Raw genomic sequence first — 19,935 nt, 5'->3', positions numbered from 1 at the left:
GGTGATAAGATGAATTGCAACGATATAAGGGATATGCTGTCATTGTATATTGATGACGAACTTGACGAGGAAGAAAGACTCCTGGTGGAGGAACACCTTAGAGGGTGTGAGGACTGCCGAAGGGAACTTGATGAATACAAAAAAATAATTCAGGCTCTGAGAGATCTGCCTGATGAAGAACCTCCACTTGGCTACTGCAAAAGACTTCATGAAAAGCTTTTGGCTGCTGAAAATGAAAAACCGAGAGTTCAGGAAATTTCAAGCGACAAGGTCAAACCTAACAAATCAGGTATAGTACCTCGCAGATGGATGAAGTACGCCGGACTTGCAGCGGCCGTTGTCCTGGTAGTTCTTGTTTACGGCATGAACAACCTTGGTAACTTCAACATGAAGGCTAAGTATGAAACGTCATACGACTCAGCATCCACAAATGAGGCTGCGCCTGCGGCTCCCATGGAAGAAGCCGGAAGCTACCAGTACTCCATGGATGTAAACAGGGGAAACGGGTTTGCCGATGAAAAGGCAGCTGTTGGATCTGACGGCGGTCAGTACGGAATAATGAGTGTTTCTGACAGGGAAATGAAGATCATAAAGACCGGAAGCCTGTATGTAAAAACAGAAAACTACAAGATGTTTATCGAAAATCTTTCAGCAACCGTGGGCTCCATGGGGGGATACATCGAAAGCAACAACACCGAGGTGTACCAGGTGTTTGAAAACAACAATAAGCTCATGCACGGAAATCTGAGAATAAGGGTTCCACAGGACAGATTCTACGAATTCGTGGATTATCTCGAAAAGTCAAGCGAAGTGAGAATGAAGAATCTAAGCGAGACTGATGTGACCAAGGATTACTACGAAAAGGACAACAGGGTGAAAAACCTGGAAGTTCAGGAAGAACATTTAAGACAGCTTTTTGACAAAGCAAACACAGTTGAGGAAATGCTTCTTATAGAAAATGAATTAAGACGCGTCAGGACTGAAATAGATAGTTTGAACATAAGTCTTTCAGACATTGACGACAGAGCATCCATGTCCACAGTAAACCTGGAGGTAGAGGAAGTTCTAACTGCCAGCATCGGAGTCACAAGCAAGGACAGCGTCTGGGAAAGAGCAAGGGAGGGGTTCATATACACCGTGAACTCAATCATACGGTCTCTGGAAAACATGGTGATTTACCTGATTTCCGCTTCACCGCTGCTGATACCGTTTATAATAGTTGCTGTGATTGTAGTTTTCAAGCTGAAAAAATACATCATGAAGAAAAACAAACTTTAAAGGGCTCTGCCCTTTATTTTTTTTATGTAATAAAAAACAACAAAACGCAAAATTTTATTTTATCGACGACAAGCATATGGTATAATTGAAGAATAATCGATGAAAAGAGGCAAATATATGGGTCAGGCAAGCATACAGGACATGTTGAGTGATAAAGCGAGAGAACAGATGAAGAGCATGTCAAACAGCAACAACAAAAGCATATCAGAGCTGAAGGCGGGCGAAAAGGCCGACGGCTTTTACCTTGTCAAAAGCTTTGAGGTAAAGAAGACTACAAACGGCAAGCAATACATAGATCTTGAACTGGTTGACAAAACCGGAGAAATAAATGCAAAAATCTGGGAGTACTCCAAGGAGACGGAAAGCATGGTATCCGAAAACGCCATAGTGAAGGTGAGGGGAGAAGTGCTTGAATGGAGCGGATCCATGCAGCTTAAGGTCAACAAAATCAGAGGAAGCCTCCCTGAGGACAACGTGAAAATAAGCGAGCTTATACCGTCGGCTCCAATAGAGCAGTCTGAAATGCTTTCAAAGGTGAAAGCATATGCCAGGAACATAACAGATGGGGAAATCAGGCTTTTGGTTTCCAATATTCTTGAAAAATACGAAAGCAGACTGTACTACTATCCTGCAGCAAAGAAAAACCATCATTCCTATCTGGGAGGCCTGTTGTACCACACCCTCAGGATGCTTCAGTCAGGGGAAAGGCTTGGACAGGTTTATGCATTCCTTAAAATGGATTACATCTATGCTGGAGTTCTTCTTCACGACATATGCAAAATTATTGAAATGGATTCCGACGAATACGGAGTGGTTTCCGATTACACTATGGAAGGTAAACTTCTGGGACACATCATACAGGGCATAAAGGAAATTGAGATTGAAGGAGAAAGGATTGGAATCAGCAGGGAGAAGAGCATCGTTCTTCAGCACATGGTCCTGTCCCACCATTATGAACCCGAATTCGGCAGTCCCAAGAAACCTATGACTCCGGAAGCGGAGATACTCCATTTCCTTGATATAATCGATGCCAGGATGTTTGACTTTGAACATGCCCTGGAAGGGGTTGAGCCCGGAAAATTCACGGATAAAATATGGCTTCTGGATAACAGGAACCTATATAAAGCAACAGAGTAGTTAAGAATTAAGAATGAAAAATGAAGAATTAAGAATTAATTGTTGCATTTAGGCTTTGCCTAAATGCTTCATTTAATTATTCACTCTTAATTATTAATTCTTCATTAGCAATACGGAGGTGTTTATGGGATTTAGGATTATTGCCGGCCGTTCGAAGTCCGGAAAGTCAACGTACATTTACGATGAAATAAACAGGGAGATTGCTCTTGGCAAAAAAGAGAATCTCCTGCTCATAGTTCCTGAACAGATGACGTACCAGTCTGAATACGAGGCCATAAACCGAATGGGTTCAAAGGGTATCATGTCTGCGGAAATTCTAAGCTTTACCAGACTCAGCTACAAGGTTCTTGAAGAGGTTGGCGGACTCAAGGTACAGGAGTTGAACCAGTACGGAAAGATTATGCTTTTGAAGAAGATTTTTGAGGAAAACAGGGACAACCTCAGGATGTTTAAAAAATCCGCTGCTCAGGAAGGCTTCTTAAGAGAATTTGAAAGCCTCATAAGTGAACTTAAGCAAAATCTGGTGAGTGTGGAGTTTGTGGAGCAGATCCTGAAGTACAAGGTCAGTGAACAGGACAACCCTCTACTTCGTGGTAAGCTTGAGGACATACTCACAATCTACAGGGAGTTTTGCCTCAGAACAAAGGACAGGTTCTTTGACCAGGAGGACAAGACAGATCTGTTTATAGCTGCTCTGTCAAATTCGGATTACATAAAGAACTCAAGAATATGGATTGACGGATTTGAAAGCTTCAGCGCTCAAAGGCTGAAGCTCATAAAGGAACTTGCAGCAAATTCACTGGATGTGACTGTCTCTATTACCATGGACGCCAAATGCCTGAACAGCCTTCAGGCTGTTGATGACTGGGAGGCTTTCAAGACTGTTCATGACACCTACAGGTCCCTTACCTCTGACGGTGAAATAAAGGCAGACATTATATCCCTGTGGGGAAACTATGTGCCTGAGGAAATGAATGTTGTTGAAAGAAGCATGTTCGCCGTTAACGATGAGAAGTTTTCAAAGGATACAGCCAGGATTCACATACGCTCATCCCTTAATCCATTTACTGAAACCGAAAAGGCAGCTTTGGAGATAATTTCTCTTTCCCGGGACAAAGGCTGCAGGTGGAAGGACATTGCAGTGGCAGTGGGAGATATGGGCAGCTACCAGGTAGAAATCAAGAAAGTATTCACACGGCACGGAATACCATTTTTCCTTGATGTTAAAAGAGATATCATGAATAATCCTCTTACAAAGTTCATGTTGTCTTTTTTTGACATGTTCATTTTCAACTTCAGGCATGAAAGCGTGTTTGAATTCTTAAAGACAGGTTTTTCAAGGCTTGATTACGACGAGGTAAGCAAGCTTGAAAACTTTGCACTTCAGTACGGTATTGAAGGGGACAGGTGGTTTAAACCATTCAGGTTCAAGGCTGACGGCATAGAATATTTCAACGGGCTCAGAGAGAAGTTTGCAGGCGGAATGCATGAGGCAAGGAAGAAATTTAAGGTGCTTACAACAGCAGAGGACATGACTTTGTTTTTGTTTGATTTTCTGGAAGAATTAAACGTGCAGGAAAAAATTGAGAAGCAGGTCAATGTGTTCAAGAAAACAGGATTGTATGAGCTTTCCAGCGAAAATGCCCAGGTGTGGAACAACGCCGTGGACATCCTTGAACAAATCAACCTGACAGGATCGGATATGAAAATGACTCCGCTTGATTACAAAAAAATGATTGAAGCAGGACTCAGGGAGGTAAGAGTAAGTATTATTCCTCCCACATTGGACAAGGTTACGATTGCAGATACACAAAAGATTGCAGTCAGGAGCTTCAAGGCTGTGTTTGTGCTGGGGGCAAACGAAGGAAAACTGGATATGAAAAACCCTGAAAGCGGACTTTTGTTGGATGACGAAAAAGAAGTTTTGGAATGCTCCGGAATGAAAATAATCAAAAATTCCGATTACTACATGTATAGGGAAAAGCACATGCTCTACAAGTTGTTTACAAGCGCTGAAGACTTCCTGTACTTAAGTTTTGCACTGGGAACATCAGAAGGCAAGTCTTTGCAGACATCCATGTATGTTTCAAGGCTTAAGGAATTGTTTCCGAAGGTGAAAGAAAAATCCGATCTGCGCGATTCTCCGCACTTGGACATGGTTTCCGGAAAGGGAGGAACGGTGGACTTTCTTGTATCACAGCTTAGGGGATACACCCAGGGAGATGAAATAGACCCTGTGTGGAAGCACGTCTACGCATGGTACGAATCAAACGACGAACATATTTCAAAGATAGTCAGACAAGGCCTTTCCTACGACAACAAGGCCGAGAAAATAAACAGGGAAAACCTGGATCGGATATTCCAGGTTCCTGTGACCATGTCTGTTTCCAGACTTGAAAATTTTGCTGCGTGCCCATTCAAGTTCTTCATGGAAAACATTATAAAACCGCAGCCAAGACTGGTGCAGAAAGTGGAGTTTTACGACCTGGGCAACATATACCACCAGGCTGTGGAAAGTTTCACCAACCGGATTTGTGACGGCGAAAACAGTTTAGAGCTTCTGGACCCGGAAAGAATAATTGAAATAGCCCAGTCATGCACAGAAAAGGTGCTTTTAGAAAACCAATCGGACTATATGGCTCTGGATGCCAATCAGCGCAACATGTACATGAAGGAAAAAATTAAAAGGCTTGTGAACAGGGCTGCGGAAACCATTGTAAAGCAGCTTCAAAGGGGCAGCTTCAGGCCGGTATACACGGAACTTTCCATTGGTGAAACAGATTCCGGCATTTCTGTTGAGCCTGTTGAAATAAAGTTGGACGAAAATCTCAGCATATGCTTCCAGGGAAGGATTGACAGAGTTGACACCCTTGAAAAGGACGGCAGGGTTTATGTAAACATCATAGATTACAAATCATCCTACAAGGACATCGACCTGTCCGATGCGGTGCAGGGTCTGCAGCTTCAGCTTCTTGTATATTTGTCCGCAATTGTTAAAAACGGTGAAAAACTTCTGACATCGAAACCTGAAGTGGGAGGAGCATACTACTTCTGCATAAATGATCCCATGGTTGACGGGGATGAGTATTCGGAAGATGAGGCAGAAGGCAGAATATTCAGGGAGCTGTCGCTGAAGGGATACACCCTGGAAGATGAACAGATAATAGGCAGTATGGACAAGGAAATTGCAAGCAGCAAGAAGTCGGACATTATAACGGTATCCTTCAACAAGGACGGAAGCCTGTCAAAGACATCAAAGACTCTGACAGACAGGGAATTCAGAGCCGTTTTGAAGAAGACCGACAGCGTGGCAACGGACCTGGCCAGAAATATTCTTGACGGTAAGATTGATATAAACCCATACAGGAAAGACGGGGATAAAACTCCCTGCTCATACTGCGGCTACAGGGGAGTGTGCCAGTTTGACCCTTCCTGTGATGAAAACAGCTACAGGAAAATACGAAAGCTTAAGAAGGATGACATCATAGCAGAGATTCTGGCTGAAGGCGGTGACGAAGATGAAATTTAGCGAAAACCAGCAAAAGGTAATTGACTTAAGAAACAAGAACATCCTTGTGTCTGCTGCTGCCGGTTCTGGAAAGACAACTGTTCTTGTGGAAAGGATAATAAATCTCATAATAAATGAGAAAGAGGACATAGACAAGTTCCTTATTGTAACATTTACCAATGCCGCCGCAGGAGGCATGAAACAGAAAATTCACAAGGCGCTGGTAAAGCAGGTGCAGCAGGGGACGGACAAAGACCGCATGAGAAGACAGCTTAATCTCCTTGGAAAGGCCAACATATCAACGATACATTCGTTCTGCATAGATGTGGTAAGGAAAAATTTCCACGTAGTAGGAATCGATCCTAACTTCCGCATAGGCGATATGAACGAGGTGGACATAATGCTTAAGGAATCTGTCGATGAGGTCCTGGAAAGGTATTATGATGAAAAAAGCCAAGGGTTTGTCAGGCTGGTTGAAAGCTTTACGGGCAACAGAGGAGATGAAGAGCTTGAAGAAATCATCAAGGATGTTTACAAATTCACCCTAAGCTTCCCGGATCCCTTGAACTGGCTTGAAGAAGCGGTTAAGATGCTCGATGTTTCCGGTGAGGAGCTTGAACGCTCCGTATGGCTTGAAGCAGTGAAGGACAACATGAACCTGCTGCTTGTCGGAGCAGAGGAAGCACTTGCTTCTTCCCTTGATCTTTGCAGCCAGGCTGATGGTCCACGCACATACTCAGAAGCAATAATTCAGGATGCGGATAACCTTAACAGTATGAAATCTCTCTTGGATTCCAGTTTTACGCAGTTCGTAAGATTTGCCCACGATGTCACATTTGCCACGTTGAAGGCACTAAGGGGAAGCGCCAAGGATGAGGTCAGCGTATCGAAGCAGGAAGAAGTCAAATCTCTTCGGGAAGAATACAAGAAGGTTGTCAAGACCATACGTGACATGATTCCTGACAGGACCATGGAAAACTTCGCAGATGACGTACGGTACATGCGCCAGCCCATGGAGACATTGTCCTGTATTATTAAGGAGTTAAGCGAAACATTCAAGGCGAAGAAACTTGAAAAGTCCATCGCGGATTTCAACGACGTAGAGCACTACGCTCTGCAGATATTGCGGCAGGACGAAATAAACCAGTCATACAAAAACAGGTTCAGATACATCTTCATCGATGAGTACCAGGACAGCAACAGGCTTCAGGAAGAACTTTTAAGTCTCATAAAGAGAGACGACAACCTGTTCATGGTGGGAGACGTGAAGCAGAGCATCTATCGCTTCAGGCTTGCAGACCCGGGCATATTCAACGAAAAAAGCGAGATGTTTCCAAACCAGGACAGTGAATTGAAGGACAGGAGAATAGATCTGAACCAGAACTTCAGAAGCAGGAGAGAGATACTAGACGGCATTAACCTGATTTTCAGCTGTATCATGTCAAAGAAGCTGGGAGAAGTGGACTACAACGAGGATGCTTATCTCAACTGGGGAGCCGTTTTTGGCGAGGGCGGCGGATGTTTTACCGAAATAGACGTCATTGACAAGAACTTTGCGGAATTGGAAGATGGGGACGAGGAAATACGGTCCATGAAGACAGCGGAGCTGGAAGCCACCTTTGCGGTACAAAAAATAAAGGAACTGCTTCAAGAGGATAAGAACGAACCCATCCGGGGTGATGAAGGTGAAATACCGAAGGAAAAGCTTCAGTACAGTGATATTGTAATTCTCATGCGTTCCGTTTCAAATTGGGCCGGTATATTTGAAGAAATTTTTGACAACGATGGTATTCCCTTCTATTACGACGGAGGGGAAGGGTATTTCGAAACAGTTGAAATACAGGTTGTGCTCAATCTTCTTAAAATAATTGATAACATAAGGCAGGATGTTCCGCTCCTAAGCGTTATGAGGTCGCCCGTAGGCGGCTTCACAACTGAAGAGCTCGTAAGGATAAGAGTTGCAAATCCAAAATTCAACTACATCGATGCCGTCTACGAATACAAAAACAAATCAAATGACAGACTGTCTCAAAAGTTGGAATCTTTCATATACAGGGTTGAAGGCTGGAAGAAAAGAAGCCGCTACATACACCTTAACGATCTTATATGGGAAGTATTGGTGGAAACAGATTACTACAGCTTCGTAGGCCTGCTTCCGAAGGGTGATTTGAGACAGGCCAACCTTAGGCTGTTGACCGACAAGGCTTATGAATTTGAAAAGACGTCCATGAGCGGACTGTTCAATTTCCTCAGGTATGTGGAAAAGCTGAAAATATCTTCAGGGGAAACGGGAAGTGCCAAGACGCTTGGAGAAAACGACAATGTTGTGAGGCTCATGTCAGTTCACAAGAGCAAGGGCTTGGAGTTTCCCGTAGTAATCATGTGCGGTATGAGCAAGAAATTCAACAGGTCGGATGTTTCAAAGAACATATTGAAGCACCGTCTCTATGGAATTGCCCCCAAGTACATTAATCCGGACAGTAGGATTTATAGGGAGACGTTTCCGCGCATAGCTGTCAAGAATGTCATCAGGAAGGAAAACCTGTCAGAGGAAATGAGAGTCCTTTACGTGGCAATGACAAGGGCAATCGACAGACTAATAATGATTGGAACTGTTGACGTATTTGAAAACAAAATAAAGAAGTGGCAGAAGGGGCCGTCACTGTACAACATATACTCGGAAGAAAGCTTCCTGGACTGGATATGCACCTGCCTGTTCAGCAAAATTGATGAAGACAGGATATTGAACCTTTGTGACAGCTTCGACAAGATTCACGAAATGCAGTTCAGGTCGGGAGATACATTATGTCCGGTCAAATTCAACGTGAACCGTGTCACTTTGTCCGGGATAGTCATCAGGGAACGAGAAATTGAGAATACCAGGAAACTGCGCCTTCATGACATTGATTGCTTTAAAGACAGCTTGGATGAGGAGCTCATGAATGAAGTGAAAAGGCGATTAAGCTACAAGTACGCTCATTCAAAATCTGTGAATGTGCCCACGAAGCTTTCGGTTACCGACATAAAGATGATGAACCAAGAAAACATTGAAAGCGTCAAGTACAGGATTCCAGTACTCAGGGACATACCGCGTTTCAAAGAGGAAGAAGGTTTTACAAAGGCAGAAATAGGAACTGTGATGCATTTTGTCATGCAGCATATGGACATCCGAAAGGAGCTTTCGCATAAGGACATCAAAGAGCAGGTGGACAAAATGGTGCATAAGAAGCTTCTGACCGAGAAGGAAGCTTCAGTGGTGGATGTATCTGCCATAGAGGAGTTCTTTAGGTCAGAAATAGGAATCAGAATGAAGAATTCTCCTGAAATTAAAAGGGAGGTTCCATTTGTCATAAGGAAGAATGCATCTGAGATTATAAACTCATTGAACAACGAGGATATAATACTCATACAGGGTATAATAGACTGTTATTTTACAGAGGGCGATGATGTGGTGATCATCGACTACAAGACAGATGACGTGCAGGAAGCCGGTTTGGATAAAATAGTGAGGGAATACAGCCCTCAGATATTGTCATACAAGGAAGCTGTGGAAAAAATAACCGGAAGAAACGTGAAGGAATGCTTCCTGTACCTGTTTGACGCAGGAAAAGCCTTGAAGATCAATTAAGAATTAAGAATGAAGAATTAAACGAGAGGATTTGTGCGCGCACAAATCCTTTCATCAATTCTTAATTATTAATTTTTAATTCTTAATTGCTTGCAGTTTTTCTTGGGCGGTGTCTGATCCGCACGGGTCGTTGCAGCTGCCTTTGATTTTTGTCCTCAATTTCTTCGTGGAGAGAAATATCAGGCTCCTGAGCAGTGCTTTCTGCGGCTTCATGAATTTCCCCGTAAATCTGATCTTCATCAGGCAGACTTGATTCGTTTTTAAACTGAAGAGAGTGCTGTCTGTTTTCTTTTTTTTGAGGTTCCTCATGTATTTCTTCATGATTCTTTTGGACTGATTTTTGCTGTGACATGCTGCTTAAGATGGGCATGAATGTTTCCATGAGGCTGCTTAAATCCATTGTGCTTTCGCTTGAATCCTTTGACTGATCTGCCTGTTTTGTGACGGATGACAGCATATCACTTATGTTTTTGTTGTTCAGCATATCGCTTAAATTTCCGTTTTTGAGCATATCGCCTAAATTTCCATTTTTGAGCATGTTCATGGCCACGCCCTCCATCATCTTTTCCATGTTGCCGGCAAGAAGAGGCTGAGCCAGCTTGCCAAGCGGAAGGCTGCCGCTTTTCATGAGAGCGGACATCTTTTCGGCTGTGGTCTTTGCGTTAAGGGGTTCCAGGGGCTTGAATGTCTGAGCTCTGTTTAAAAATGAATACATTCCTAAAAGGGTGCTGGTTTTTTCCGCGAGAGGCAAGTATGTATTTATCTTTGAAACAGTTTGAGGCGATGTAAGCGGTGCAAAGGTGCGGACCATGCCTATCATGTTTTCAATTTTTCGGGGGTCGGACATAAGTGAAGAAGCAACTTGTTTTGTGGAGCCTGACAGTTTAGACACCATGCCCGGCGATTTGTCGTTTCCCATAATGAACTTGGCTGCTAAAAAATACAGTAATATTTGAACAGGAATAATATCACCTTCTTATACTCATATTTATTAATACATTTTATTCTGATGCCATGTTAATGTTACAGGCAAATCAAAATTAAAGTTGTAATTTATTGGAGTAAAAAGCATATCATGTAATATGATTGGAGGTATATGAATGGCAAATATTTTTAAAAGTTTTGACGATAAAAATATAGATAAAGTTACAAACAGCAAAGAATTCAAGGCTGCTGCAAACGACAAGAACCTTAATGACTTCGTGAACAACAAGCAGTTCAAGGAGTTCAAGGAAAAATACAACGGCAAATCTGAGGATGAAATACTTCGGGATGCACAGAACATGAGCAAGCAGCTGAAGGAGCAGTACGGCGAAGAAGAATACTACAATAAAATCCAGGACCTCAAGAACTTTGAAATGTTTTTGAATCCGGAGCAAAAAAAGAAACTCAGAAAATTCATTGACAATTTAAAATAGCTATGATGCAAGACAAAGGAGGGATGTCCTCCTTTTTGGTTTTTGCAAGTTTACGCACAATAAAAGTAAATATGCACAAAAAAGAAAATATACAATGAATAACGAATAAAAATAAATTTACAGGCAATGTAATACATTGAATGTAATACTGACAATAAATGGCTTGAAAACGATACTATTTGGAGATGCGTTTTCTATTCGTAGCTTAGTTAAAGCCTGGTTTCGACAATAATCGTTTTCATTAAAATACAATTGACGTTTTTTGTTTAATAACTTGAATTTTTCAATCCGCCATTTATCGATTGACAATTAATATATATTCAATTATAATTTGATGTATATACAATGTAACCAATATTGTAAAAAAATTTGGAGGGTAAAGAATGAAGAAGATTATAAGTATGTTACTGGTTCTTCTGATGGTTTTAAGCATGGCAGCATGCAGCCAGCAGACCCAGGCACCTGCACCGGCAGAAAAACCTGCAGAAACTCCAGCAGCTGATAAGCCTGCCGAAACAAAGACAGACGAGCCTTTTGAAGGTAAAATTGCCATCGTAACAAACACTCTTTCTCAAAATGAAGAAGAATATCGTTCAGCACAGCAGATGGTAGAAAAATACGGCGAAAACAAAATAATGCACGTTTTGTGGCCGGACAACTTCATGACTGAACAGGAGCAAATGATCAGTACAGTTACAAAGATTGGTTCTGATCCTGATGTAAAAGCTTTGATAATCAACCAGGCGGTACCGGGAACTAACGCTGCAGTTGACAAGCTTTTGGAAAGCCGTGATGATATGTTCATAGTATACTGCACACCGCAGGAAAACCCACCGGACGTTGCTGCAAGAGCAGACCTGATACTTCAGCCAGACGAGCTTGGAATGGGAAAAACTATTCCTGAGCAGGCTAAAGCAATGGGAGCAAAGACATTTGTTCACTACTCATTCCCAAGACACATGTCAGTTGTTCTTCTGGCAGCCAGAAGAGACCTTATGATAGAAACATGTAAGGAAATAGGAATAGAATTTGTTGACGCTACAGCTCCAGACCCGACAGGAGATTCCGGAGTACCGGGAGCACAGCAGTTCATTCTTGAAGACGTGCCTAAGATGGTTGAAAAATACGGGAAAGACACAGCATTCTTCTCAACAAACTGTGCAATGCAGACTCCTCTTATCAAAGCTTGCTACGATGCAGGAGCTATTTATCCACAGCCATGCTGTCCGTCTCCATACCATGGATATCCATCAGCACTGGGTATCGAATCAACAGGTTACTCTGTTGACGCCATGGCAAACGTAATAAGCGAAACAGCCAAGAAACTTCAGGAAAAAGGTCTGCTTGGAAGATTCTCAACATGGCCTGTTCCTGTAGCCATGATGAACACTGTAGCTTCAACGGAATATGCAGTTAAATGGATAAACGGTGAAGTTGGCGATGAACTTGACACTAATGTATTGGAAGAGCTGATGACTGAATATGCTAACGGAATTGCTGTTACTACAACACCATACTCAGAAAATGGTCAGGAATTCTCAACATTCAGACTTACGATGATGGACTTCCTTACATACGCTGAAAGCGACATAATAAAATAAATAGCAAACTTAATAAGGAATGTTTCAGAATTTCCGAAAGGAACTTCTGTTTCATTCCTTTTTAGACGGAAAATATTATTCGGGAGGTAACAATGAGTGACAACCTTCTAAGCTTAAAGAACGTTTCAAAGGAATACTCCGGCAACAGAGTATTGAAGGATATAAATATTGAGCTAAAAAAAGGTGAAATACACGCTCTCATAGGAGAAAACGGAGCTGGAAAATCAACGCTTATGAACATTCTGTTCGGCATGCCTGTAATACATACCACAGGCGGATTCGAGGGAACCATAGAAATTGACGGCCAGACGGCCAACATCAAATCACCTCATGACGCCATGAAGTACGGCATAGGCATGGTTCATCAGGAATTTATGCTTATACCAGGATTTACCATAACGGAGAACGTTAAGCTTAACAGAGAAATAACAAAACAAAATCCTGTGAGCACAGTGCTGGGAAAAAGACTGGAGTCGCTTGATTTCAAGAAAATGAACGAGGATACCAGGAAGGCGCTGGACACACTGGACATGAACATTGACGAATTCTTGCCTGTAGCAGGTCTGCCTGTAGGGCATATGCAGTTTATAGAAATTGCCAGGGAAATAGACAAGACCGGTATTAAGATACTGGTGTTTGATGAGCCTACGGCTGTTCTGTCAGAGTCAGAGGCAAAGAATCTTCTGAATGCTATCAGAAAGCTTGCTCAAAAAGGAATAGGAATCATATTTATTAGTCACAGGCTTGATGAAATAGTAGACGTTGCGGATACCGTCACGGTGCTTCGAGACGGTGAGCATGTTGCAACAAAGGCTGTTAAAGATACTGACAAATTTGAGATTGCACAGCTGATGGTGGGTAGAAAAATATCCATTGAAAGAAGCGAATCCGCAAAGAAAAACCAGGACAATGAAACAATCATGAGCATCCGCGATCTGCACGTAGCCATGCCCGGAGAAAGAGTGAAGGGCATAAACATTGAGGTCAAAAAAGGAGAAATCGTTGGAATAGGCGGACTTGCCGGACAAGGAAAGCTTGGGCTGGCCAACGGTCTCATGGGAATTTATCCGTCAAACGGAGAGGTTGTTTTCAACGGAAACAATCTGGCTTTAAACGACCCGAAGTCTGCAATAAAGTCAGGACTGGCGTTTGTAAGCGAGGACAGAAAAGGAATCGGCCTTTTGCTGGATGAGTCCATTGAACTGAACATCGCTTTTTCAGCCATGCAGATAAACAATGATTTCCTGAATGAAGTGGGCCCTTTCAGATTCATGGATTCGAAAAAGATAAGGAACCATGCCAACAAGATGATAAAGGACCTGGATATCAGATGTACCTCACCGCTTCAAAAGGTCGGTAGGCTCAGCGGTGGAAATCAGCAGAAGGTTTGCGTTGCCAGAGCACTGACATTGAATCCGACGCTGCTGCTTGTTTCAGAACCCACCAGGGGAATCGACATAGGGGCTAAGAAGCTGGTTTTGGATTTGTTGAAAAATCTTAATGAACAGTACGGAATGACTATAGTGATGACTTCCTCCGAACTGGCAGAACTTAGAAGCATCTGCGACAGAATAGTCATTATCTGCGAAGGAAAAGTCGAGGGCGTTCTTCCTCCCGATGCACCTGATGCAGACTTCGGACTCATGATGTCAGGAAGCAGAATTCATGCGGAAAGGAGTGAGGCATAATGACCGGAGCAAAAGAAAAAAAAGGTACAAGCCTTAAGGATTTCACAAACAAAGTCGGACTTCCGACTCTAATAATAGGTTTATTTTGGGTTTGTATACTCATAGCAGGAGGAGTTCTGGGCATATCAATGACTACGCTGGTGAGCGACACCTTAAAGCGTGCCGGTATGAACGGAATACTTGTACTTGCCATGGTTCCATCCATACAGTCCGGCACAGGTCCGAACTTTGCGCTTCCTGTGGGAATAGTATGCGGCTTGTTTGCGCTGGTGTGTTCCATTGAATTTGGATTTGTTGGCTGGATGTGGATTCTGATGTCCTTTGTATTTGCAGTGCCGCTGGCAGCAGCAGTGGGATATTTGTACGGCAAACTTCTTAATGCGGTAAAAGGTTCAGAAATGACCATAGCAACTTATACCGGATTCTCCATAGTTGCGGCAATGTGCCTGGCATGGCTCATGATTCCTTTCAAGAATCCAAAGATGGGATGGTTTATAGGAAAAGGATTAAGAGAAACAATACAGCTGGATGCTGTTGGGGGAGCTCAGATACTCAGCAACTTCCTAAGGTTCAACATTGGAGGAGAAAAGGGAATAGCGATTCCAACCGGCATGCTGATGATATTTGCACTTTGCTGTTTCATTGTGTGGCTTTACTTCAGATCAAAATCAGGTATAGCAATTTCTGCAGGAGGAATTAATCCGGGATTCGCAAAGGCTTCCGGAATTGAAATAGACAGAAACAGGATTAAGGCAAACATACTTTCTACAGTTCTGGGAGCAGTAGGGATAATAGTGTATTCTCAGGGATACGGCTACGCGCAGCTTTACAGTGCGCCCTTGATGATGGCCTTTTCGGCTGTTGCAGCCATCCTCATAGGCGGAGCCACAGCTTCAAGGGCTAAAGTTTCTCATGTTATAATAGGCGTAATAATATTCCAGGGGCTTTTGACGACAGCACTGCCTGTTGCAAACCAACTGTTTGAAGGAACCGATCTATCGGAAATACTGCGTATGATAATTCAAAACGGAATAATCCTTTATGCCTTGACTCAGGTAAAAGGAGGCGAAAAATGATGAATAACGTATCTACAGGTGAAAGACTTAAAGCCGGAAAAAATTCGTCGTGGATTGCAGATAATATTGTTACATTAATATTTGTGGCGTTTACCATATTTGGATTTATGGTGTCCGACGGTGTAACTGTCAATTTCTTTTTGACTGAACTTACAAGCCGTTTCTTCAGAAATGCCTTTCTGGTTTTGTCGCTGGTAATTCCGGTTGTTGCAGGCCTTGGTCTTAACTTTGGTATAGTGGTAGGGGCCATGGCAGGACAGATTGCCATAGCCATAATTAGATATTACGGTCTGGGCGGTGTTTCGGGACTGATGCTGACATTTCTTCTGGCGTTTCCTATAGCTACGCTGTTCGGATACTTCACCGGCATTCTTTACAACAAGACAAGAGGTCAGGAGATGATCGCCAGCCTTATCGTGGGATATTTTGCAAACGGAATATATCAGTTTTTGTTCCTGTTTGCAGTGGGTGTTATTATTAAGGTGCCTGCAACCCATCCCATGATCAAACCTGACGGTGTGGGAATAAGAATGACAGTTGACCTTCTGCCGGTGGAGCAGGGAGGACTCAAGTACGCTCTTGACAACATAATGAAGATACCATTCATGTGGGCTGTATTGATAGTTGCGGCAGCAGTTCTTATTCTTCAGATATACAGACTTGCAAGGAACAAAAACAGTGCAGCATTTACAAATAACAGAAAAATGATGACATTTGTAAACGTTGCATGCTGCCTCATAGCAATTGCAATAAGCATCCATGCCATAGCTACAAAATCTAGCCTGATGAAGGTGAAAAGCGTTCCGGTGGTAAATTCACTGCTAATCATTGCTCTTTGCATTTTCAATGAGCTGATACTTAAGACCAAGCTTGGGCAGGATTTCAGAAGCGTCGGACAAAGCCAGCACATAGCCGAGGTGTCAGGTATAAATGTGGACCGCACCAGAATCATTGCAACCATAATGTCTACGGTTCTTGCTTCCTGGGGACAGATTATGTATCTGCAGAATATGGGAACATTGAATACGTACAATGCCCACACTCAGATAGGAATGTTTTCGGTTGCTTCTCTGCTGGTTGGAGGAGCCTCAACACAAAGAGCTAACATCAAGCATGCGATTCTGGGAACAATTTTGTTCAACTCCATGTTCATCATGTCTCCGGAAATTGGACAATCCATGTTTGGAAATGCTCTTCTGGGAGAATACTTCAGAACATTCATGGTTTACGGCGTAATCGGCCTTGCTCTGGGTCTTCATGTATGGAGGACAAACAAGAAGGGTAAACTAACGCTGGAATAAAAATAGCAATTAAGAATTAAGAATTACGGTGGGAATTTGTGGCTTAGCACAAATTCCTTCTTTTATTTAGGAGTATGACAACTACTAATTTGTCATTCTGAGCAGCAGCGAAGAATCTCCCTTTTTCAAATTGTCAAAAAAGTTGCACGTTGAAATCTTTAGTAGTATAATCAAAGCAATGTAATTTAACGGAGGAAAACATGAAAGACAATGTGCTGATACTTTCAATTGAATCATCCTGTGATGAGACTGCTGCCGCCGTTGTGGAGAACGGAAGAAATGTTTTGTCAAACGTAATCTCTTCCCAGATTGAAATCCACAAGGAATTCGGAGGTGTGGTTCCGGAGGTTGCTTCAAGAAAGCATATAGAAAATATAAATGATGTGGTGGAGGAGGCCATGAACACAGCCAACGTCACCAGAGACCAAATCGACGCGGTTGCCGTAACATACGGTCCCGGGCTGGTGGGAGCGCTGCTGGTGGGGGTGAATTTTGCAAAAGGTCTTGCTTATGCGTGGCAGAAGCCCCTCATAGGAGTCAATCACATAGAAGGACATATTTGCGCTAACTACATAGAAGATAAAAACCTTGAGCCTCCATTCATCTGCATGGTGGCGTCGGGAGGACACTCGCATCTGGTGTACGTGAAGGATTACGGGGTGTATGAAATCCTGGGTGTAACCAGGGATGATGCTGCGGGAGAAGCTTTTGACAAGATTGCCAGATCCATAGGTCTGGGATATCCCGGAGGACCCTTGGTAGACATGACTGCCAAAAAAGGAAACAAGGATGCCATAAGGTTTCCAAGGGTAATCATTGACGAGGAAACCCTTGACTTCAGCTTCAGCGGATTAAAATCAGCGGTTCTGAACTATCTGCACAACAGCAGCCAAAAAAACGAAGATGTTGTTATTGAGGATGTTGCCGCAAGTTTCCAGGAGGCTGTTGTTGAAGTTCTTGCCATGAAAACAATGAAAGCTGCAAAAATGAAGAATTGCGGCACGGTGGCACTGGCAGGGGGAGTTGCTTCCAACTCAAGGCTCAGGGATATACTTGAAGAGCAATGCCAAAGGTCAAATTATAAATTTACAAAACCATCGCCGATTTTATGCACAGACAATGCAGCCATGATTGGATCAGCTGCATACTTCAAATATTTAAATAAACAATTTGCAGATTCGTCGCTGAATGCAGATCCTAATCTGGACTTGGGACAGTAATTAACAGATATAAATAAAAAAGTATCAACAGCTGTGGATAAAGTTGTTGATACCTGTAATATGCAGAAAAGTTGTCCACAACAAATCAACAAAGGGTGGATAACTTTTTTTTATTCCTCCTGGATTTCAGTCCAAAGATTGTAAAATTCTTCAAGCTCTGATTTATAAATGTTTAATTTTTCATTCAGGCTAATAATTAGAACTTTGTCATTATATGTCGAAGGTTGACATAATTCCTGCTCCAATTCAGAAATTTTATTTTCATGCATTTCAATCTGAGCCTCAAGCTTCTTGATGTTTTTTTCCCGCTGCTGACGGTCTCGTATGGCTTCGCGCTCTTTTTTCTTTTCGGCATTTATTTGCGTCTTGGTTTTAGTGACGGTTTCTTCCTGGTCTTCTTCCTCAAGCTCGGCCTTTTTCTGTACGTAGTAGTCGTAATTGCCCAGGTACTGGAATATTCCTTCCTTAGACATATCAAATATTTTATTGGCGACCTTGTTCAGGAAGTATCGGTCGTGAGAAACAACAAGCACGGTTCCTTCGTAGTTTATTAGGGCATCCTCCAGTACTTCCTTTGAATCTATGTCAAGGTGGTTTGTAGGCTCGTCCATCAGAAGGAAGTTGGCCTTTGACGTCATTAGCTTCAATAAGGATAACCTTCCTTTTTCTCCTCCGCTTAAATCTCCAACGATTTTGTACATGTCGTCTCCGTTGAATAAAAACTGTGCCAGCATTGTTCTTATGTCATAGTAATTCAAGGTTGGGTTCTCGTCCCATATTTCATCAATTACCGTGTTTTCGCTGTCCAGATTTGTCTGCTCCTGGTCGTAGTATCCCGTGTGCACATAGTGGCCCATTGTGACGGTGCCTGTATATTGTCCGATCTTGCCTGCCACTGATTTAAGAAGTGTTGTTTTTCCTATACCGTTTGGTCCGATTATACCCACTTTCTCGCCTCGGTAAACTTCAAGGGAAATATTTTTGAATATTTCATTTTCCTCGAAACTCATACCAAGGTTTTCAACCTTCAGCACATCGCGCCCGCTTTTAATTTTCGGAGAGAAGCGGAGTTTAACCTTCTTGTTTTCCTGTGTAGGGCGGTCCATTTTTTTTATCCTGTCCAGGGCTTTCTGTCTGCTGAAGGCCTGCCTTATGTTCCTTTTGCTGCCATATGCGTGGAGCCTGCGGATCATTTCTTCCTGCCGTTCAATTTCCTTCTCGTATTCCTCATACTGCTTCATTTCTTGTTCAAGCTCGTTCTTCCTTTTTTTCATGAACTCGGTATAGTTTCCGTTGTATGCTTTAAGGAACTTGCTCTCCATGAGGAATATCCTTCCTACGGTATTGTCAAGAAAGTATCTGTCGTGAGAAATTATGATTACTGCTCCCTTGAAATCCTTGATGTATTTTTCAAGCCATGATATGGCTTCAATATCCAGATGGTTCGTCGGTTCGTCCAAAAGGAGAATGTCTGCTTTTTCCAGAAGAAGCTTAGCCAGCATGACCCTGCTTTTCTGTCCTCCGCTCAGAAGATTTATTTTTCTTTCAAATTCGTTTTCGGAAAATCCAAGCCCTCTTAAAACTCCCTTAATCTTGCTTTTAAAGCTGTAGCCCTCATTTTCTTCAAAAAGCTCCGACAGCCTTGCATAGGAGTCCATAACTTCATGGAGCTCGTCCTGGTCGTCTTCTTCTGTAAAGCTTCCGATTTTGTGAGACAGGCTGTGAAGCTCTTCTTCCATCTTTATGACATCGTCAAAAATAGTCAGCATCTCGTCCATGATGCTTTTTTCGGATTCTATATTTGTGTTTTGCTTTAGATAACCGAGCTTTTTTCCTTTTGCCCTGTAAATGGCTCCTGAATCGGGCTCCAAATTTTCAGTAAGTATATTGAACAAGGTAGTTTTTCCTGCTCCATTCAGGCCAATCAGTCCGATTTTTTCGTTGTCATTCACGGTAAATGAAATGTTCTCAATTACATTTTCAACCACGTAAGCCTTGGACACTTCGCTGCACGATAAAACTATCATATTATTATCCTTTCTAATCTGCTATTGTGAAATCTTAATGATTATATCAGTTT

At 42.6% G+C, this 19,935-nt stretch carries 12 protein-coding genes; 10 read left to right on the top strand and 2 right to left on the bottom strand.

The features are described 5' to 3' along the window. Nucleotides 1–9: 9 nt before the first annotated feature. The 4 genes from AAGU76_RS05085 to addA all read left to right on the top strand — a co-directional run bounded on the left by AAGU76_RS05085 (nucleotide 10) and on the right by addA (nucleotide 9,551). On the top strand, nucleotides 10–1,278 hold the full coding sequence (locus tag AAGU76_RS05085) for a DUF4349 domain-containing protein (protein WP_342484357.1): 1,269 nt from the start codon (nucleotides 10–12) through the stop codon (nucleotides 1,276–1,278). Nucleotides 1,279–1,377: 99 nt separating this feature from the next. Then, the gene (locus AAGU76_RS05080) at nucleotides 1,378–2,415 is read left to right on the top strand and encodes an HD domain-containing protein (protein WP_342484356.1); all 1,038 of its coding nucleotides are present in this window, start codon (nucleotides 1,378–1,380) and stop codon (nucleotides 2,413–2,415) included. 124 nt (nucleotides 2,416–2,539) lie between these two features. Next, the gene (locus AAGU76_RS05075) at nucleotides 2,540–5,944 is read left to right on the top strand and encodes a PD-(D/E)XK nuclease family protein (protein ID WP_342484355.1); all 3,405 of its coding nucleotides are present in this window, start codon (nucleotides 2,540–2,542) and stop codon (nucleotides 5,942–5,944) included. Further along, nucleotides 5,934–9,551 (top strand): helicase-exonuclease AddAB subunit AddA, encoded by a 3,618-nt coding sequence (gene addA / locus AAGU76_RS05070; protein ID WP_342484354.1) that lies wholly within the window; start codon nucleotides 5,934–5,936, stop codon nucleotides 9,549–9,551. Before AAGU76_RS05075 ends, addA begins: the two co-directional genes overlap by 11 nt. A gap of 82 nt (nucleotides 9,552–9,633) precedes the next feature. Here the strand turns inward: addA and AAGU76_RS05065 are convergent, their stop codons facing one another. Beyond that, nucleotides 9,634–10,470 (bottom strand): hypothetical protein, encoded by an 837-nt coding sequence (locus AAGU76_RS05065; RefSeq protein WP_342484353.1) that lies wholly within the window; start codon nucleotides 10,468–10,470, stop codon nucleotides 9,634–9,636. Nucleotides 10,471–10,651: 181 nt separating this feature from the next. On the opposite strand from AAGU76_RS05065, the gene AAGU76_RS05060 reads away from it, so the two are divergent. From AAGU76_RS05060 to tsaD, 6 genes are all read left to right on the top strand, one after another. Further along, nucleotides 10,652–10,969 carry a hypothetical protein gene (locus AAGU76_RS05060; RefSeq protein WP_342484352.1) on the top strand — a complete coding sequence of 106 codons (318 nt, stop codon included), beginning with the start codon at nucleotides 10,652–10,654 and terminating at the stop codon, nucleotides 10,967–10,969. A 383-nt stretch (nucleotides 10,970–11,352) separates the two neighbouring features. Beyond that, on the top strand, nucleotides 11,353–12,570 hold the full coding sequence (locus AAGU76_RS05055) for a DUF3798 domain-containing protein (RefSeq protein WP_342484351.1): 1,218 nt from the start codon (nucleotides 11,353–11,355) through the stop codon (nucleotides 12,568–12,570). 92 nt (nucleotides 12,571–12,662) lie between these two features. After that, the gene (locus AAGU76_RS05050; RefSeq protein ID WP_342484350.1) at nucleotides 12,663–14,258 is read left to right on the top strand and encodes a sugar ABC transporter ATP-binding protein; all 1,596 of its coding nucleotides are present in this window, start codon (nucleotides 12,663–12,665) and stop codon (nucleotides 14,256–14,258) included. After that, complete coding sequence (locus AAGU76_RS05045; RefSeq protein ID WP_342484349.1) at nucleotides 14,258–15,334, top strand: ABC transporter permease; 1,077 nt, start codon at nucleotides 14,258–14,260, stop codon at nucleotides 15,332–15,334. Before AAGU76_RS05050 ends, AAGU76_RS05045 begins: the two co-directional genes overlap by 1 nt. After that, entirely contained in the window at nucleotides 15,331–16,635 is a 1,305-nt protein-coding gene (locus AAGU76_RS05040) for an ABC transporter permease (RefSeq protein WP_342484348.1), read from the top strand. The genes AAGU76_RS05045 and AAGU76_RS05040 overlap by 4 nt, the downstream gene beginning before the upstream one ends. 200 nt (nucleotides 16,636–16,835) lie before the next feature. Continuing rightward, nucleotides 16,836–17,855, top strand: coding sequence for a tRNA (adenosine(37)-N6)-threonylcarbamoyltransferase complex transferase subunit TsaD (gene tsaD, locus AAGU76_RS05035; protein WP_342484347.1), 1,020 nt, complete (start codon nucleotides 16,836–16,838; stop codon nucleotides 17,853–17,855). Nucleotides 17,856–17,965: 110 nt separating this feature from the next. Here the strand turns inward: tsaD and AAGU76_RS05030 are convergent, their stop codons facing one another. Beyond that, nucleotides 17,966–19,882 carry an ABC-F family ATP-binding cassette domain-containing protein gene (locus tag AAGU76_RS05030; protein WP_342484346.1) on the bottom strand — a complete coding sequence of 639 codons (1,917 nt, stop codon included), beginning with the start codon at nucleotides 19,880–19,882 and terminating at the stop codon, nucleotides 17,966–17,968. Between the last annotated feature and the right edge of the window lie 53 nt (nucleotides 19,883–19,935).

The sequence above is a fragment of the Sedimentibacter sp. genome (assembly GCF_038562225.1).
Taxonomy (GTDB): domain Bacteria; phylum Bacillota; class Clostridia; order Tissierellales; family Sedimentibacteraceae; genus Sedimentibacter.
This window is presented reverse-complemented; position numbering and strand designations above follow the sequence as displayed.

Excerpts from the sequence above, each read along its gene's own strand:
- AAGU76_RS05085 (WP_342484357.1), top strand. The coding sequence starts at position 10 with ATGAATTGCAACGATATAAGGGATATGCTGTCATTGTATATTGATGAC.
- AAGU76_RS05080 (WP_342484356.1), top strand. The coding sequence starts at position 1,378 with ATGAAAAGAGGCAAATATATGGGTCAGGCAAGCATACAGGACATGTTG.
- AAGU76_RS05075 (WP_342484355.1), top strand. The coding sequence starts at position 2,540 with ATGGGATTTAGGATTATTGCCGGCCGTTCGAAGTCCGGAAAGTCAACG.
- addA (WP_342484354.1), top strand. The coding sequence starts at position 5,934 with ATGAAATTTAGCGAAAACCAGCAAAAGGTAATTGACTTAAGAAACAAG.
- AAGU76_RS05065 (WP_342484353.1), bottom strand. The coding sequence starts at position 10,470 with ATGGGAAACGACAAATCGCCGGGCATGGTGTCTAAACTGTCAGGCTCC.
- AAGU76_RS05060 (WP_342484352.1), top strand. The coding sequence starts at position 10,652 with ATGGCAAATATTTTTAAAAGTTTTGACGATAAAAATATAGATAAAGTT.
- AAGU76_RS05055 (WP_342484351.1), top strand. The coding sequence starts at position 11,353 with ATGAAGAAGATTATAAGTATGTTACTGGTTCTTCTGATGGTTTTAAGC.
- AAGU76_RS05050 (WP_342484350.1), top strand. The coding sequence starts at position 12,663 with ATGAGTGACAACCTTCTAAGCTTAAAGAACGTTTCAAAGGAATACTCC.
- AAGU76_RS05045 (WP_342484349.1), top strand. The coding sequence starts at position 14,258 with ATGACCGGAGCAAAAGAAAAAAAAGGTACAAGCCTTAAGGATTTCACA.
- AAGU76_RS05040 (WP_342484348.1), top strand. The coding sequence starts at position 15,331 with ATGATGAATAACGTATCTACAGGTGAAAGACTTAAAGCCGGAAAAAAT.
- tsaD (WP_342484347.1), top strand. The coding sequence starts at position 16,836 with ATGAAAGACAATGTGCTGATACTTTCAATTGAATCATCCTGTGATGAG.
- AAGU76_RS05030 (WP_342484346.1), bottom strand. The coding sequence starts at position 19,882 with ATGATAGTTTTATCGTGCAGCGAAGTGTCCAAGGCTTACGTGGTTGAA.